Source organism: Exiguobacterium sp. s160, from assembly GCF_018617575.1.
Classification (GTDB): domain Bacteria; phylum Bacillota; class Bacilli; order Exiguobacteriales; family Exiguobacteriaceae; genus Exiguobacterium; species Exiguobacterium aestuarii_A.
Window position 1 is genome coordinate 557,927 of record NZ_JACSKK010000001.1, and the last position, 14,665, is coordinate 572,591.

Consider the following 14,665-nt stretch of genomic DNA (forward strand, 5'->3'; position numbering starts at 1 on the left):
AGAATGCAATGCACGGACAGGATAGAACTACCAATTGCCTAAAAATTATACTAAAAAAATCTCACTCGGATGATTCCGAGTGAGACCATGTGCTTATTCGTCATCAAGAAGTGAGAGAACTTCGTCGTCTTCACCTTCAACTGTGACTGTTTTTTCTCCGTTCAAGCCGTAGTGGTCACGAATTTGACGTTCCACTTCGGCCGCGATGGCTGGATTTTCTTTCATGTATTGTTTCGCATTTTCACGACCTTGACCGAGACGCTCCTCGTTGAACGAGTACCACGCACCGCTCTTTTGAACGATATCGAGGTCTGCACCGATGTCGATGAGTTCCCCTTCACGTGAAATCCCTTCACCGTACATGATGTCGACTTCCGCCGTCTTGAATGGTGGTGCGATCTTATTTTTTACAATCTTGATCTTCGTACGGTTCCCGACCATATCTTGACCTTGTTTGAGCGTTTCTGCACGACGTACTTCGAGGCGTACTGAAGAGTAGAACTTCAAGGCACGACCACCAGGTGTCGTTTCCGGGTTACCAAACATGATTCCAATTTTCTCACGAATTTGGTTAATGAAGATGACGATTGTTTTCGATTTGTTCGTTGCACCAGACAATTTACGAAGTGCCTGAGACATCAAACGAGCTTGAAGACCGACGTGCGAGTCTCCCATCTCCCCTTCGATTTCGGCTTTCGGTACGAGTGCCGCAACCGAGTCGACGACGAGGATATCAACTGCTCCCGAGCGAACGAGCGCTTCAGCGATCTCGAGCGCCTGTTCCCCTGTATCTGGCTGAGAGAGCAACAACTCATCGATGTTGACGCCAAGATTTTTAGCATACTTTGGATCGAGCGCATGCTCGGCATCGACGAACGCAGCTTGACCGCCACGTTTTTGAACTTCTGCAATCGCATGAAGGGCAACAGTCGTCTTACCTGAAGATTCTGGTCCGTACACTTCAATGACACGACCGCGTGGATATCCACCCGCACCAAGTGCGACGTCGAGGGCAATCGACCCAGAAGGGATGACCGATACTTGCTGGTCTGTATTTTCACCAAGGCGCATAATCGAGCCTTTACCGAATTGTTTCTCAATTTGGCGTAATGCCATTTCTAACGCTTGTTTACGATCACTCATAGATAAATGAGCCTCCTTTAATTGATACTTTCATTATACGTGAACATATAGCGATACACAAGTTTTTTACGAACATTTATTCGCCTTTTTTAATTCGTTGTATGAGGGCCCATAGTCCATCTTTTGCAGCCCGCAGCCGAATGACGTTACGTTCTTGATGCGGATAAACACGTTCGATGACCTCGATTCCATCCGGTGTTTTCACCCCGATGTAGACCGTACCGACGGGACGCCCTGAATTTGAGGTTGGTCCAGCTTCTCCGGTGAACGAGAGCGCGTAGTCCGCATTCGTTTGTTTAACTAATCCATCTACCATCTCATAAGCAACTTCTTTTGAGACGACTGAGTGCTGTTCAATTGTATCAAGAGCGACCCCTAAATACCTATTTTTTAGCTCATCTGAATAGGTAACGACTCCCCCTAAAAAGACAGCCGATGCTCCTGGAGTCGATGTGATCATCGATTGGACTTCTCCTCCTGTCAATGACTCAGCAATTGCCAGTGTTTGGTGATGACCTGTCAATGATTGCACGAGGTATGAGGCAATCGTTTCATCATCTGACCCGAAATAATACGAACCGACACGTCGTAAGATTTCATCTTTCATTTCTTCAATCATCAGTCGTGCAGCCGTATCATCTACCGCCCGAGCACTGATTCGAAGTCTCGCTTCTCCTGTCTCAGCATAAGGTGCGACAGTCGGGTTAGACCCGTTCAACAAGTCTTTGACGGCATCATCAAGTGCCGATTCTCCAATTTCATAAAATCGTAGCGATTCCGAGACGAGCGTCGCGCCTGAAAACTTTTTCGGAAACGTCGCATCGATAAGCGCCCGCATCTCGCGTGGCACACCAGGAAGTAGCATCCACGTCGTCTCCCCTTCAATCCACATACCTGGAGCCAGACCGACCGGATTTTGTAAAACGTCCGAACCTGACAAGACATCCGCCTGACGAGCGTCCCCTTCATTCATCTCACGGTTACGTGACTGAAGAAATTGTTGAATCGTGTGAAACGCCTCTTCGTCTCGAACAATCGGGCGTTCGAGCAAATCAGACAAGACTGTCTTCGTGACATCATCTGCCGTCGGTCCAAGTCCACCCGTAACGATGACAAGGTCTGAACGACGACGCGCAATCTCGAACGTCTCCCGCATTCGTTCCGCGTTATCCCCGACAACTTGATGATACAAGACCGAGACACCGTATTTCGACAGTTGTTCCGATATGTAACTCGCATTCGTATTGACGATTTCTCCTAAGAGCAACTCGCTTCCTACCGCAATGATTTCGGCTCGTTTCATCTTATTTCCTCCTCGACTTCAAAAAAAAGACGAGCTAGATCAACCAACTCGTCTTTGTCGACTTACATCGACTTCACAATAATCTTGTAGTTTTGTGCGAAATACTCGGCACCTGAGTAAATCGTGAGTGCGAGTGCCAACCACATCGCCCATTCTCCAAACGGGATGCCGACATAACTGAAGATCGGGTTACCGAATAGGAGGAAAATGATGGCGAACAGTTGCACCCATGTTTTGGCTTTTCCTGACTTACCTGCCGCGACAACAATCCCCTCATCAGCAGCGACAAGTCGAAGACCCGTGACCGCAAACTCACGAGAAAGAATCACGACAACGACCCACGCAGCCACGAGGTCCATCTCGACGAGCAACACGAGCGCCGCTGTCACGAGTAGTTTGTCCGCGAGCGGGTCCATGAATTTCCCAAAGTTCGTGACCAAGTTGTGTTTCCGCGCCAAATGACCGTCCAACCAGTCTGTAATGGCCGCGATGGTAAAGATGACACCAGCGATAAATTGGTGTAGCGGGATCTCAGCACCTAAAAAGGCAATGTTTCCCCAATCAAAATCAACAGCGAGTAAGACGACGAATACGGGAATCAACACCACGCGTAACATCGTCAATCGGTTAGGTAGGTTCATGTAGAACGCCTCCTCTTAGAAGGAGAGTCGACTTATTCTGCGTCGACTCTCTTTACAAATATATTTTGTGTGACCGGAGACTCTTGAAGCTCGAGCTCGCGACCGTTGACGACGATTTTCTCAACACCTGCGATGAGTCCGATCCGGATTCGTAACGTGTCCGTCTCAGCATCTTCAATGACAATCGGATTCTGTTTCGATTGGTTCGGATATTCAGGCGCAAGGAACGGACCTTCAAGTGATGTATCACGAACACCGACATATGAGGCTGGCGATTCTTTCACATAAATTTCGGTCGATAGTTTATCGCTCGTAGCGAGCTCATATGTGATGTCCGCCCCGTTCGATTCCGTTACCGCAATCGGACCAGATTCCGCTGGCGGTTCTTCCTCAGCAGGCTCCTCTGATACCGGTTCTTCCTCTGCAGGTTCATCCGCTGGGACATCCTCGTTCTGGTCGAGTGTGACATTTGAACTCGGTGGTTCAGCCGGACTTGCGTCTTGTCCACCGAAGTCGATGCTTCTCACGGCAAAATAGATTGCTGTAATGAGCAAAAAGACGGTAAGGGCGAGAAGTACTTTCGGAACCCATCTCGACACTCGACTCGTCGACTCGGACGCTTTGGAATACGTCTTTTTACGAGAAAGTTGAACGGATGGCTGTGCTTCGATTTTTGGTAAATCTTTTGCGTAAGTCTCATACAATTCGTCCACATCGAGACCGAGTGACTCCGCATACGTTTTAATGAACGCCCGTGCATAGAAAGAGCCAGGGAGATTTTTGTAATCACCTTCCTCGATCGCGATGATATAGCGCTTTTGAATCTTCGTCGTCTGCTGGATTTGGTCGAGCGTCAATCCGCTCTCCTCACGCTTTTGTTTCAAAAAAGTCCCTAGTTCTGTCACAGGGGTCCACACCTTCCATTCACATAATTATTCAAACCATTCTGACTCACGATGCGTTTCTTGTGGGATGATAATCGTCTCATCCGGATTGTTTCTCAATTCAATAATATAATCAAAGTCTTCGTACACGCAATCGGTGTTTCGGACATAAAGGTCAGGGTGTTCAATGACCTTCACGGCAGGCAACCGCATGACCTCACGAATCAGTTGACGATGTCGCTCGTCCATCGTACGCGTAGAGACCGCTCCATCGATTATGTATACATGATCGCCTTCCCGCTCTTCTTCAAACAAAGAGGTTCGGACCGTCTGTTTCATAAGGGTCGATGACAAGAACAACCACCGTTTATTCGCACACACACTGGCTGCGACGATGGATTCTGTTTTCCCAACGCGCGGGTTCCCCCGTACGCCAATCAATAGATGACGTTCTTCTTTCATCAGTTCTGCTACGAAATCAACAAGAATCCCTAAGTCTTCTCGGACGAAACGGAACGTTTTCTTATCATCGCTGTCGTGGTCGATGTAACGACCATGTCGAATCGCTATCCGGTCCCGTAATTTCGGGCGGCGCAATTTGATGACTGCGATGGCTTCCATACGTTTTAAAATATGCTCGAGTCGATGGACATGATCTGCGGCCGGAGCTTTGAGCAGCATGCCACGACGTTGCAGGTCGACTCCATTAATGGTGACGATGGAGATTTGAAGCATTCCCATGAGAGACGCGATGTCTCCGAGGATACCCGGTCGATTTTGACACAATTCATATTCGAGATACCACTCTTCGAATTTATGTTCCATCCCGAACCATCCTTTCGAGCAAATTCGCTACCTTGCCTATTTTAAATTATTTTAGAAGAATTGAAAAGAACTCGTTTATGCATCTTGACGAGATCATTGCCAACCGCCATCAATGCGTAGTACTGTGCCGGTCATATATGAAGCATCCGATGAGCATAAAAATCGGATCGTCTTCGCCACGTCTTCAGTGGTACCAAGACGCCCAAGCGGAATGTCATCCATCACGGTTTGTTTCGACTCTTCTACCGTATCATTCATCGGCGTATCAATCCACCCTGGTGTGACCGCATTGATTCGAACATTGAACGGTCCTGCTTCACGCGCAAACGCTTTGACGAAACCGAGTTGTGCCGCTTTGACCGTAGAATAGAACACTTCGGCTGCTGCCCCGACTTCACCCCAAACGCTTGAGACGACGACAATATCTAGTCGATGGTCATACGGTTTACGCGCAACAACTGACTGAATCAACCGAACCATGGCACGTACATGCACCTCGTAAAGTCGATCCAGCTCATCTATCGATTGGTCGACGACAAGCCCATGTAGCGCGTGACCGGCGACGTAGACGATGCGATCAACGGTATCGATTGACGACACCCACTTCTCTACTTCTGCTCGGTCCGATAAGTCACATATAATCAGTTCAGCCTGTAGCTTCTCAGTCTCCATCATTCGAGTAAGTGTCTCACGACCTCGATTCGCATGTAGCAAAAGCTCATCCTCACGAAAAGCGAGCGAGACGGCACGTCCAATCGCGCCGCTCGCTCCGACAATCAACGTCTTCATGGCTTTTTGACAACGCACACCGTTCGTTGCTCACTTCGGAACAATCGTACGTATGCTTCGTGAAGTTCATCTAATGTGATGGCATCGATTAAATTCGGAATCTCGAACAAGTTCCCGTCATTGAGTGCATACCGTGAGAACTGGTTGGCGATAAACTCTGGCGAATTCAGTGCTTTTAAAAATTGTCCCTGCATCATCCGCTTCTTACGATTGAGCGTCTCTTGATCAAGATGAAGTGGGCGCTCCAACGCACCCGTGACACGTTCGACAAAAGCATCGACATGGGACGTTTCCATCGATAGTGCGGCGAAGGCGAACGTCTCTTCTGACGTATAATCAAATGAGAATGCATCATCGATTAACCCTTCTGCGTACAATTCCGTGTAGAGGGGGGCTGTCGTATCAAAGAGCGCGTGCATGAGGAGCTCCACCGTCAACTCTTGTTTGAGACCGGCTTCTCCAGCTTGTGGGACATCTTTATAGCCAATCATCACTTTCGGAACCGAGACATCCATCTCAATGACCCGTTCTGACAGACGAACCGTGGTCGGTTCTTCCACCGTCTCACGTGCGCTTAAAGGTGGCGCGTCAAAAGATTTAGCTGCCTGATTGTCACGAATCAATTCAAGCATCTCATCTGGCTCGATGTTCCCGACGACGAACAACGCCATGTTGCTCGGATGGTAGAATGCCTGATGACACGTATACAAATCTTCTGCCGTGATTTTTGAGATCGATTCGATTGTTCCGGCGATATCGATTTTGACGGGATGTGTCTCATACATCGCTTCGATCAATCCGAAATAAAGACGCCATCCCGGATTGTCTTGATACATTTGAATCTCTTGACCGATGATACCCTTTTCTTTCTCGACTGACTCTTTCGTGAAATATGGTTCCTGAACGAAATTGAGTAGCGTTTTCACGTTTTCCGGCACGTTCGATGTTGCCCCGAACAAGTATGCCGTCCGCGTGAATGAGGTGAAGGCATTCGCTGATGCCCCTTGGCGACCGAACTGTTGGAAGACGTCGCCATCCTCTTTTTCGAACATCTTATGCTCTAAGAAATGTGCGATTCCGTCCGGCACCTCTATCCAATCCTCTAATTTGAAGCGACGGTCAATTGAACCATATTTCGTCGTGAACGTCGCGAACGTTTTCTCATATCCAGTCTTCTTCAGCAAATATACGGAGAGGCCATTGTCGAGAACGTGGTGATGTAAAGTCTCTCCGACGTTTGGGAAATCTAGTTTCATGCTTCTCCTCCTTTCAGACAGTAAACTGCTTCGAGCGAAATCTCATTCGCAAGCGCGATGACGTGGTTGCGTGTCGTACTCTCGATGATTGCCATCTCTTCGTCGAGTGAAAACGGGCGTATGTCTGCACCACTCATCCATCCAATCAACTGACGAGGGCTGTCTCCGAGTTGGCGACGTTGGTGGAACAACATTTCTTTCGTCTGTTGTAACGTCTCATCTTCGAACTCACCCGCCTGCAGTGCTTTTAACTGCTCTTCGATAATGTGTTCGGTCTTTTGTTGATTTGATGCATCGATTCCAGCATACACGAACAGTTTTCGACTGAGCGAACTGTATTGTGACGCGGCGTAGTAGGCCAAACTCTCTTTTTCCCGGACGTTCATGAACAGCTTCGAGTGCGGGAACCCACCGAATAATCCGTTCACGACTTGCATACGGATGGCATCTTCTGTCCGCGGATCGACGTCAATCGCGTAGGCGAGATGAAGTTTACTTTGCTTGATGTCTTGATGCTCTTCTAATCGTTTGAACTCACCACGGCTCGGTTCGGGCAGACGTCTCGGCTGACGCGTCCCGAGCGATTCGAGCGGGTTAAATGCCTGTTCGACTTGTTGACGGTCGACATCGCCGACGACATAAATGTCGACACGATCGTTCTGAATCATCGATTGATAAGCATTGAAAAGTGATTTCGGCGTGACGTGATCGAGCTGTTCGAGCGTACCGAGAGACGGGATGGCGAGCTCGCCTCCGAGCATCTCTTGCAGGCGCTGTTGAGCGAAACGCATCTTGTCATCATAGACTGACTCGATTCGCTGACGCTGCAATCGGCGTTCTTGCTCCACGATGAGCGGTTGGAACGCGCCATCATAGACATTCGGACGAAGTAACACTTCCTCGAGTAATTGAATGGCCTGACTTAAGACGTCTTCGCCGACAAGATTGTCATTAACGACTTCGAGTTGAAATTGGATGACATGCTCTTTCCCAATTTTTGATGCGCCCGCATACAAGTTTGTATCGTATAAATCTTCTAGCGGTGTGTGAAATAACTCAATTGATGGATAAGCTTCTGTCGATTTTTCCATAATGAATGGAAGCAGTGCCCGGTCTGCCACCGTGTCCTGAGACAGCGGGGCCGCAAACGAGACGAGGCAAGTCGTCGTTTTAAATTTTTTGGTCGGATAGACCGAATAGTGCAATTGATGTTGGAACTGTTCGATTCCTTTCATCAGCCGATCACTCCTTTTTTCGTTTTGGTTGAAACACGGTAGCGCCGCGTGCATATTCTTGGTCCGGTACGCCTGCGACAACATTTGCATACCGTGCGACCGTGAAAAGATAGTCACTCAATCGGTTAAAATATGGAAGTTGTCGGTCGGCGACACCGAGTGCGGTCAAATCTCGTTCGACACGACGGCAAACGGATCGTGCCACATGCAGGCTCGCCGCTGCGACACTTCCTCCCGGTAAGATGAAACGCACAAGTTCTGGACATGATTTTTCCAATTCGTCCATCCATTGTTCAAGTTCCGTCACAATCGACAAATCGACCGTTTTCGGGGGCGCGTCCGTATACATCAGCTCCGAACCGAGGTCAAACAAGTCGTGCTGAATCTTCGTCAGCTGTTCCCGGAGCGACGCGTCGGTCTGTTGCGCAATCGCTAATCCGATGTGACTGTTCAATTCATCAAGATGCCCCATCGCTTCGATTTGAGGATGATGTTTGTCGACGCGGCTACCAATCAGTGATGTTTCACCCGTGTCGCCCGTGCGTGTATATCGCTTCATTCGGCTTCCCCCTTAAAATGCCACAAATGGTGACTCAGACGAGTCACCATTATGAGATATGTGGTTGTTCAAATGGTAAGTAAATGTCAAACGTCGTTCCGACACCGAGTGTGCTCGATACGCTGACCGTTCCATGGTGGGCATCGATCACATTTTTCACGATGGCTAAACCAATCCCGGTACCGGTCTTCGACCCGCTCGTTCGTGCTTTGTCAGCTTTATAGAATCGCTCAAACACGAACGGCAAGTCCTCTTTCGGAATCCCGTGTCCTGTATCGGATAGTCGAATCTGCAACCCATCAGGCATCTCGGTCGCCTCAATTCGAATCTCTCCTGAATCGGTATGGGCAATCGCGTTGCCGATCAAGTTCGTGAATACTTGCTCGAGTCGGTCACCGTCTGCTTCAATCTGTCGATGCGGTACGTCCGTCTGTAATCGAATCTTTTTTTCAGATGCCATTTGATTGAACTTTCTCATGACACGTGGCAAGAAATCACCGATGTCGAACGAACTGAATTGCATCGTTTCTTTACCCGATTCGATGCGGGCCAAATCAAGTAAGTCGTTGACAAGTCGCGCAAGTCGAAGAGATTCGTCATAAATGATTGACGCAAACTCTTTCGTCGCCTCGTCACTTTCTGTCATCCCGTCGATGATTGCCTCTGAATAACCTTGTAGCGTCACGAGCGGTGTCCGCAGTTCATGGCTAATATTCGCCACAAAATCGGTTCGCATCTTATCGAGACGATGACTTTCAGACGTGTCGCGAATGACGACGACGGCTCCTTCGAAATCATCCTCCCCGATGAGCGGTGTGACCGTCAACGTATAGTAACGGTCATCTTGTTTCACTTCAATCGTCTTCTCAGCCGTCCCTTCCATTACTTCTTCGTAAAGTGACAGAACAACTTCATGCGGCTGACCGTCTTGAAGCAATGGACTAGCCTGTGGATTGGTGACGATCACGTTTGCGTGACGGTCGAGCGTGATGACACCGTCCGCCATCGAACGAAGAATGGAGGCAAGTTGCAGACGTTCTCGGTCTAACGCGTCGACATATTTTGCCAGTTGACTGCTCATCGCGTTGAACGAGGCGGCAAGTTCTCCAATTTCGTCTCGAGTCTTCGTCTCAAGACGCAAGTCAAATTGACCTTTCCCCGTCTTATTGACCGCATCTCGCATCGCTCGAAGTGGGGCCGTGATCCGCGTCGATAAGAAGAAGGCGAACACGGTCGTCACGATGATGGCCGAAGCAACAGTCCAAAGAATGATTGTTCGGGCACCGGCATTCGCACTCGAAATCGCATCGAGTGGTTCAAGTAAGTAGAGTGTATATTGTCCGGTCGATAACGAAAACGTCGTCCGGTAGGCAAGTGCAGCTTGATCGTCAAAAGAAGAGAAATTACCGATGGCTGTCTCCCCGACTGCCTGATAGGTTTCCCAATCTTGACGTTCAAGTTCAACCATCAGCCCGTCCACTTGATTCCCGAAATTTGAGCGCGTGGTCCCGTTTTCTAAAATATAGTTCGCACCATATACTTCGATGATTTGATCGATGGTCTGGGACGTGTCACCTTCATTCAACAACACCGACTGAACCTGTCCGCCAAGTTTGGCGAGGTGACCACGTTCTTGGTCGATGTGAAAAGAGTTGAAAAATTCAAGCATCAATACCGAGACGATGAATAAGATGACGCTGACCAAAACGAGAATCGTCAGCCACAGTTTCGTGACGATGCTGTTTCGCCGAATCATCATTCACTAGCAGCTTCGAACTTGTACCCGACACCCCATACAGTCGTGATCATATGAGCCGCATCTGGTGAGACGCGATTCAATTTCTCACGAAGACGTTTCACATGCGTATCGACGGTCCGAAGGTCTCCGAAAAATTCATAGTTCCATACTTCTTTCAACAACTGCTCACGAGAAAAGACTTTATCGACCTGCTTCGCAAGGAAGAACAGCAATTCATATTCTTTCGGTGTAAGGGCAATCTCTTCTCCGTCGACCGTGACACGGTGCGCATCATTGTCAATCGTCAAGTGCGGGAACACGATCAAATCTTTTGATTTCTCACTCGTCTGCATAAACTTAGTCGAGCCAGAACGACGAAGGAGTGCCTTGACGCGAAGAACGACCTCACGCGGACTGAACGGTTTCACGATGTAATCGTCCGCCCCGACTTCAAATCCTTGGACACGATCAATCTCTTCACCTTTCGCTGTAAGCATGATGACCGGTGTCGCTTTCGTTTTCCGGAGTTCTGTACACACTTCGACTCCGTCCATTTTCGGCATCATCAAATCAAGTAAGATGACGTCGTATTCGTTTTCAAGAGCGAGAGCGAGTGCCTCTTCTCCATTGACCGCTTCTTCAATCACATACTGTTCACGTTCTAAGTACATTTTCAAAAGTCGGCGAATTCTCTCTTCGTCGTCGACTACTAAAATCTTCGTTTTCTCAGCCATACCAGAAACCCTCCTAAGACCCATTACGAGTTGTAGCGAATGTTGCACAATTGTGAACATTCCACTCCCTGCCATAACTATACCACTCTATTATTTCGCTTCACAACGATGATTTGATGGACCAAATGAAAAAGAAGTCACAATTGTGACTTCTTTCGCGTCATGCATATGAATGTAGACCGGCGATGACCAAGTTGACGAAGACGAGGTTGAACATGATGATGGCAAATCCACCGACACATAACCAAGCCGCTTTCGTTCCGGTCCAACCGCGCTGGATGCGCATATGCAAGTAATAAATATAAATGAGCATCGTAATGAGGGCCCATACTTCCTTTGGATCCCAACCCCAGAAGCGGTTCCATGCAATCTGTGCCCAAATCATCGCAAAGATGAGACCGCCGAGGATAAAGACCGGCAATCCGATTGCGACCGAGCGATAGCTGATCTCATCAGCAAGGTCGAGGTCGACCTTTTTCGCAAGCGGTTGAAGCGCTTCAGCAATGCGTTTTCGCAAAATGACGAAACGGAGCAACGCATAAATCACGACACCACCGATCACCGACCAGATGAGCGTGTTCAACTTGAGTGTATTGATCCAATTCGGCAACTCAAGTGACAAACCGCTCGCTCCTGACAAGAGCTGTGCCCCTTCTGGTACGAATAGGATTGGCATGAAGTATTCATACGTCTCGACTTGACCGCGGTCATTCGTGAATTCGACGACTCCACCGGCACCGATTCCTTTGAAGAGCATCGACACGATGATGAACCCGAGTGTACACATGAGAACGAACATCGTCACTTCAAGCCACGTCCGTGACTTAGACTGTTCTTTCATCGATGTCTCATTCAATAAGAAAATGAGACCTGACGCAAAACTGATGGCCAAAATCCCTTGTCCGAGCGCTGCCGTCGTGACGTGGATTTTTAACCATACACTGTTGAGTGCCGGAATGAGCGGTGCGACCTCACTCGAGAACATCGAGGCGAAAGCAATGACGAGTAACGCCACTGGCATCGCGAACAATCCGAGTACATCATTTTTATAAATCCCGTATACGACGAGGAACCCGAGCACCATCATCATGCCGAAGAACGTCGTATATTCATATAAGTTTGATACCGGCGCATAGCCGACACCTGCCCAACGCATAAAGAAATATGTCATTTGGGCGATAAATCCGATAATTGCCAAGATGAAGGCATACTTCCCATAGGCGACACGGTTGACGTTTCGATCCTTACGCATACCACTAACGGCAATCGTAAAGAGAACCGTCGAGATCGCGTAAAGGAAGAATGCGATAAACAGCATTCGGCTGCTCCATTCAATCCATTCCATCAAGATTCCCCTCTTTCATCTGTTGACTCGTTCTCCGGCTTCGAAGTAAATCTCGCCTGATCTTCCCACATCGGTAAACCGGCCTGTTCTAATAATGGCGAAACCTCTCGACGGAGCGAGGACGGGTTTTTGTTCGTAAAGCCTGCGACGAGTACCTCATCTTCATGACGACGAATCCAGACACGGCGGTGTGGCCAATACATGCCCATCACAATTCCAATCATGAAGATGGTCGCACCGACGATCAGAATCGGGTACGTCGAGTCACTCTTCACTCGAAGACCGCTCGTGCTTGCCATCTCTGTGCCCGCAAACTTTACTTCGTACCGGTTTTCTTCATCAGCGACGTTAAGTCGGATACCAATCAAGTTTGATTCCGTCTCGCCTTCAGGTGATTCGACATCGAAGAAGAAGGCAGGATTCAGTGCACGTGGTGATTTCGTGTTCGGTTGCCCATCCTTCACCTCAAAATCAGGATACAAGTCTTTCAACGTGACCGTGACCCCGTCTAAGTCATACGACTTTTCCGGATTCTCGAGGTCGACTTTAAACGGTCCATACTCGTCACCTGTCTGTTTATCGGCAAGCATGAACGACATTGACAAGAATTCCGGACGACTTGAATATTGCTCTTGATACACTTCATATTTTTCGAACTTAAACGGGTGGTTGACTTTCGTCGAACCGACATCGACTTGTTCGAGTTGCGGCGATCCGTCCTCGTTCGTTCCCGTCTTCTTAAATAATGTCAGTTCCGTCTCGTAGTTTTTTGGAACGGCTCCGGCTTTTTCAATGGCAGCTGCGAACTTCGCATCTTCCTCATTGTTCTCCGGGTCATACATTTCAAGAATGAACTGGTCATTCCGTAAATAGTATTCCCCGTCTGTCGCCTCTAGTGAGACCGTATCTCCTTCACGAATCCACTCGAGTGTATCCGTGTGGAATGCCGGGAACACGCGGAGCATCGCCCCGAGGAAGAAGATGACGAGACCAACGTGGTTCACGTATGGACCCCAACGACCGAAACGATGTTTTTCAGCCAACAAGGCATCTCCGTCCCGTTTGACTTGATACCGTTTCTTCTTGAGCGACACTTCCATCTCGTCAATCTGAGCGTCTGTTCCTTCGCCTTGTCCGAAGAGGCGTTGTCCTTTCATAAAGCGCTCTGTCCGTCTAACCGGCTGATTCTTGAGCGCTTTATAGAGCGGGACACCACGGTCAATCGATACGACGATGAGCGAGAGCGTCAACATGACGATGAGACCGATATACCACCAAGATGTATATAGGTTATGGAATCCAAGCGCATAATAAATCGAACCTGGCGTCCCATACTCCTCCAAGTAATATTGCTCTGGAGGTAACTGTTGTGGGATGTACATTTCTTGAGGGAAAATCGTGCCGATTGCCGAGCCGACAATAATCAGCGCAATCAACCACAATCCCACTTTGACCGATGCGAATAAGTTCCACACCCGGTCAATGACCGATTTAGGACGACGCTTCGACCGTAAATCAGCGCCTTCGTATTTCATATCTAGCATCTGTGCGTCCCCCGTTCGCTTACAATGACTTCTCGGCTAGCTCCATCAATTTCTCTTTCGTGAGTTCACCTTCATATTTTTCAATTACGTTTCCTTCACCATCGATGACGAATGTGACAGGTAAGTTATAAATGCCATAGGCCTTCTCGACTTCACTCTTCGTGTCCATCAAGATCGGATAATCGAGACCGACACCGAGGTCGTTCACGAAGTTATCGACGCGTAGCGGTGTCTCACCGACGTTTACCGCCCAAAAATCGACACCCATGTCTTGCAGTGTTGCGTAATTTTCCTGTACGACCGGCATTTCTTTCTTACAAGGTTCACAGAATGTACCCCAGAAGTTGAGAAGCATTCCTTTTCCTTCGTATGTGTCACGTTCATAAAGGGTTGAACCATCGAGTGTGACGAGTTTGAAGTTCGGTGCCTCGTCCCCTGCCTCGATGCGTCCGTCATTACCGGCTTGGTCGAACAATTGCATGACGGTGATGGCTCCCGCAAAGAGAACGACCGTCATAATCATTAAGCGCCAAAATGACCTCTTTTTCTTTTTCGCGACCGCTTGTTCCATGCGGTCGTCTTTCTTTTGATCTTTTGTCATCGTTTTCACACCATCCTTCAGTTGCTATTGTACTGAAAAAACATTAAAAACGCACATTAACAGACTTT

The 14,665-nt window shown here is 48.5% G+C and carries 14 protein-coding genes; all 14 read right to left on the reverse strand.

The window, feature by feature from the left end; translation table 11 throughout:
• Positions 1 to 93 precede the first annotated feature (93 nt).
• Positions 94 to 1,143, reverse strand: coding sequence for a recombinase RecA (recA, locus tag KNO86_RS02875; protein ID WP_074033216.1), 1,050 nt, complete (start codon positions 1,141 to 1,143; stop codon positions 94 to 96).
• Positions 1,144 to 1,219: 76 nt separating this feature from the next.
• Positions 1,220 to 2,446: a competence/damage-inducible protein A gene (locus KNO86_RS02880; RefSeq protein WP_214692779.1), complete on the reverse strand. Its 1,227-nt coding sequence runs from the start codon at positions 2,444 to 2,446 to the stop codon at positions 1,220 to 1,222.
• 62 nt (positions 2,447 to 2,508) lie between these two features.
• Positions 2,509 to 3,087, reverse strand: coding sequence for a CDP-diacylglycerol--glycerol-3-phosphate 3-phosphatidyltransferase (pgsA, locus tag KNO86_RS02885; protein ID WP_214692781.1), 579 nt, complete (start codon positions 3,085 to 3,087; stop codon positions 2,509 to 2,511).
• A 32-nt stretch (positions 3,088 to 3,119) separates the two neighbouring features.
• On the reverse strand, positions 3,120 to 3,992 hold the full coding sequence (locus KNO86_RS02890) for a helix-turn-helix domain-containing protein (protein ID WP_074033219.1): 873 nt from the start codon (positions 3,990 to 3,992) through the stop codon (positions 3,120 to 3,122).
• Between the two features lie 27 nt (positions 3,993 to 4,019).
• The gene (locus KNO86_RS02895; RefSeq protein WP_012726484.1) at positions 4,020 to 4,796 is read right to left on the reverse strand and encodes a YmfK family protein; all 777 of its coding nucleotides are present in this window, start codon (positions 4,794 to 4,796) and stop codon (positions 4,020 to 4,022) included.
• 93 nt (positions 4,797 to 4,889) lie between these two features.
• Positions 4,890 to 5,603, reverse strand: a complete 714-nt coding sequence (ymfI, locus tag KNO86_RS02900) for an elongation factor P 5-aminopentanone reductase (RefSeq protein WP_353047680.1) — start codon at positions 5,601 to 5,603, stop codon at positions 4,890 to 4,892.
• Positions 5,582 to 6,841 (reverse strand): EF-P 5-aminopentanol modification-associated protein YfmH, encoded by a 1,260-nt coding sequence (yfmH, locus tag KNO86_RS02905; protein ID WP_214692787.1) that lies wholly within the window; start codon positions 6,839 to 6,841, stop codon positions 5,582 to 5,584. Before yfmH ends, ymfI begins: the two co-directional genes overlap by 22 nt.
• Positions 6,838 to 8,076 carry an EF-P 5-aminopentanol modification-associated protein YfmF gene (yfmF, locus tag KNO86_RS02910; protein WP_214692788.1) on the reverse strand — a complete coding sequence of 413 codons (1,239 nt, stop codon included), beginning with the start codon at positions 8,074 to 8,076 and terminating at the stop codon, positions 6,838 to 6,840. Before yfmF ends, yfmH begins: the two co-directional genes overlap by 4 nt.
• 7 nt (positions 8,077 to 8,083) lie before the next feature.
• Positions 8,084 to 8,635, reverse strand: coding sequence for a cob(I)yrinic acid a,c-diamide adenosyltransferase (locus KNO86_RS02915; protein WP_214692790.1), 552 nt, complete (start codon positions 8,633 to 8,635; stop codon positions 8,084 to 8,086).
• Between the two features lie 49 nt (positions 8,636 to 8,684).
• Positions 8,685 to 10,394, reverse strand: coding sequence for a sensor histidine kinase (locus KNO86_RS02920; RefSeq protein WP_214692792.1), 1,710 nt, complete (start codon positions 10,392 to 10,394; stop codon positions 8,685 to 8,687).
• Positions 10,391 to 11,107 carry a response regulator transcription factor gene (locus tag KNO86_RS02925; protein ID WP_026825821.1) on the reverse strand — a complete coding sequence of 239 codons (717 nt, stop codon included), beginning with the start codon at positions 11,105 to 11,107 and terminating at the stop codon, positions 10,391 to 10,393. The genes KNO86_RS02920 and KNO86_RS02925 overlap by 4 nt, the downstream gene beginning before the upstream one ends.
• Positions 11,108 to 11,267: 160 nt before the next feature.
• Positions 11,268 to 12,452: a c-type cytochrome biogenesis protein CcsB gene (ccsB, locus tag KNO86_RS02930; protein WP_214692798.1), complete on the reverse strand. Its 1,185-nt coding sequence runs from the start codon at positions 12,450 to 12,452 to the stop codon at positions 11,268 to 11,270.
• Complete coding sequence (resB, locus tag KNO86_RS02935; protein WP_214692800.1) at positions 12,452 to 13,996, reverse strand: cytochrome c biogenesis protein ResB; 1,545 nt, start codon at positions 13,994 to 13,996, stop codon at positions 12,452 to 12,454. The genes ccsB and resB overlap by 1 nt, the downstream gene beginning before the upstream one ends.
• Before the next feature lie 19 nt (positions 13,997 to 14,015).
• Positions 14,016 to 14,597 carry a redoxin domain-containing protein gene (locus KNO86_RS02940; RefSeq protein ID WP_214692802.1) on the reverse strand — a complete coding sequence of 194 codons (582 nt, stop codon included), beginning with the start codon at positions 14,595 to 14,597 and terminating at the stop codon, positions 14,016 to 14,018.
• Positions 14,598 to 14,665: the final 68 nt, after the last annotated feature.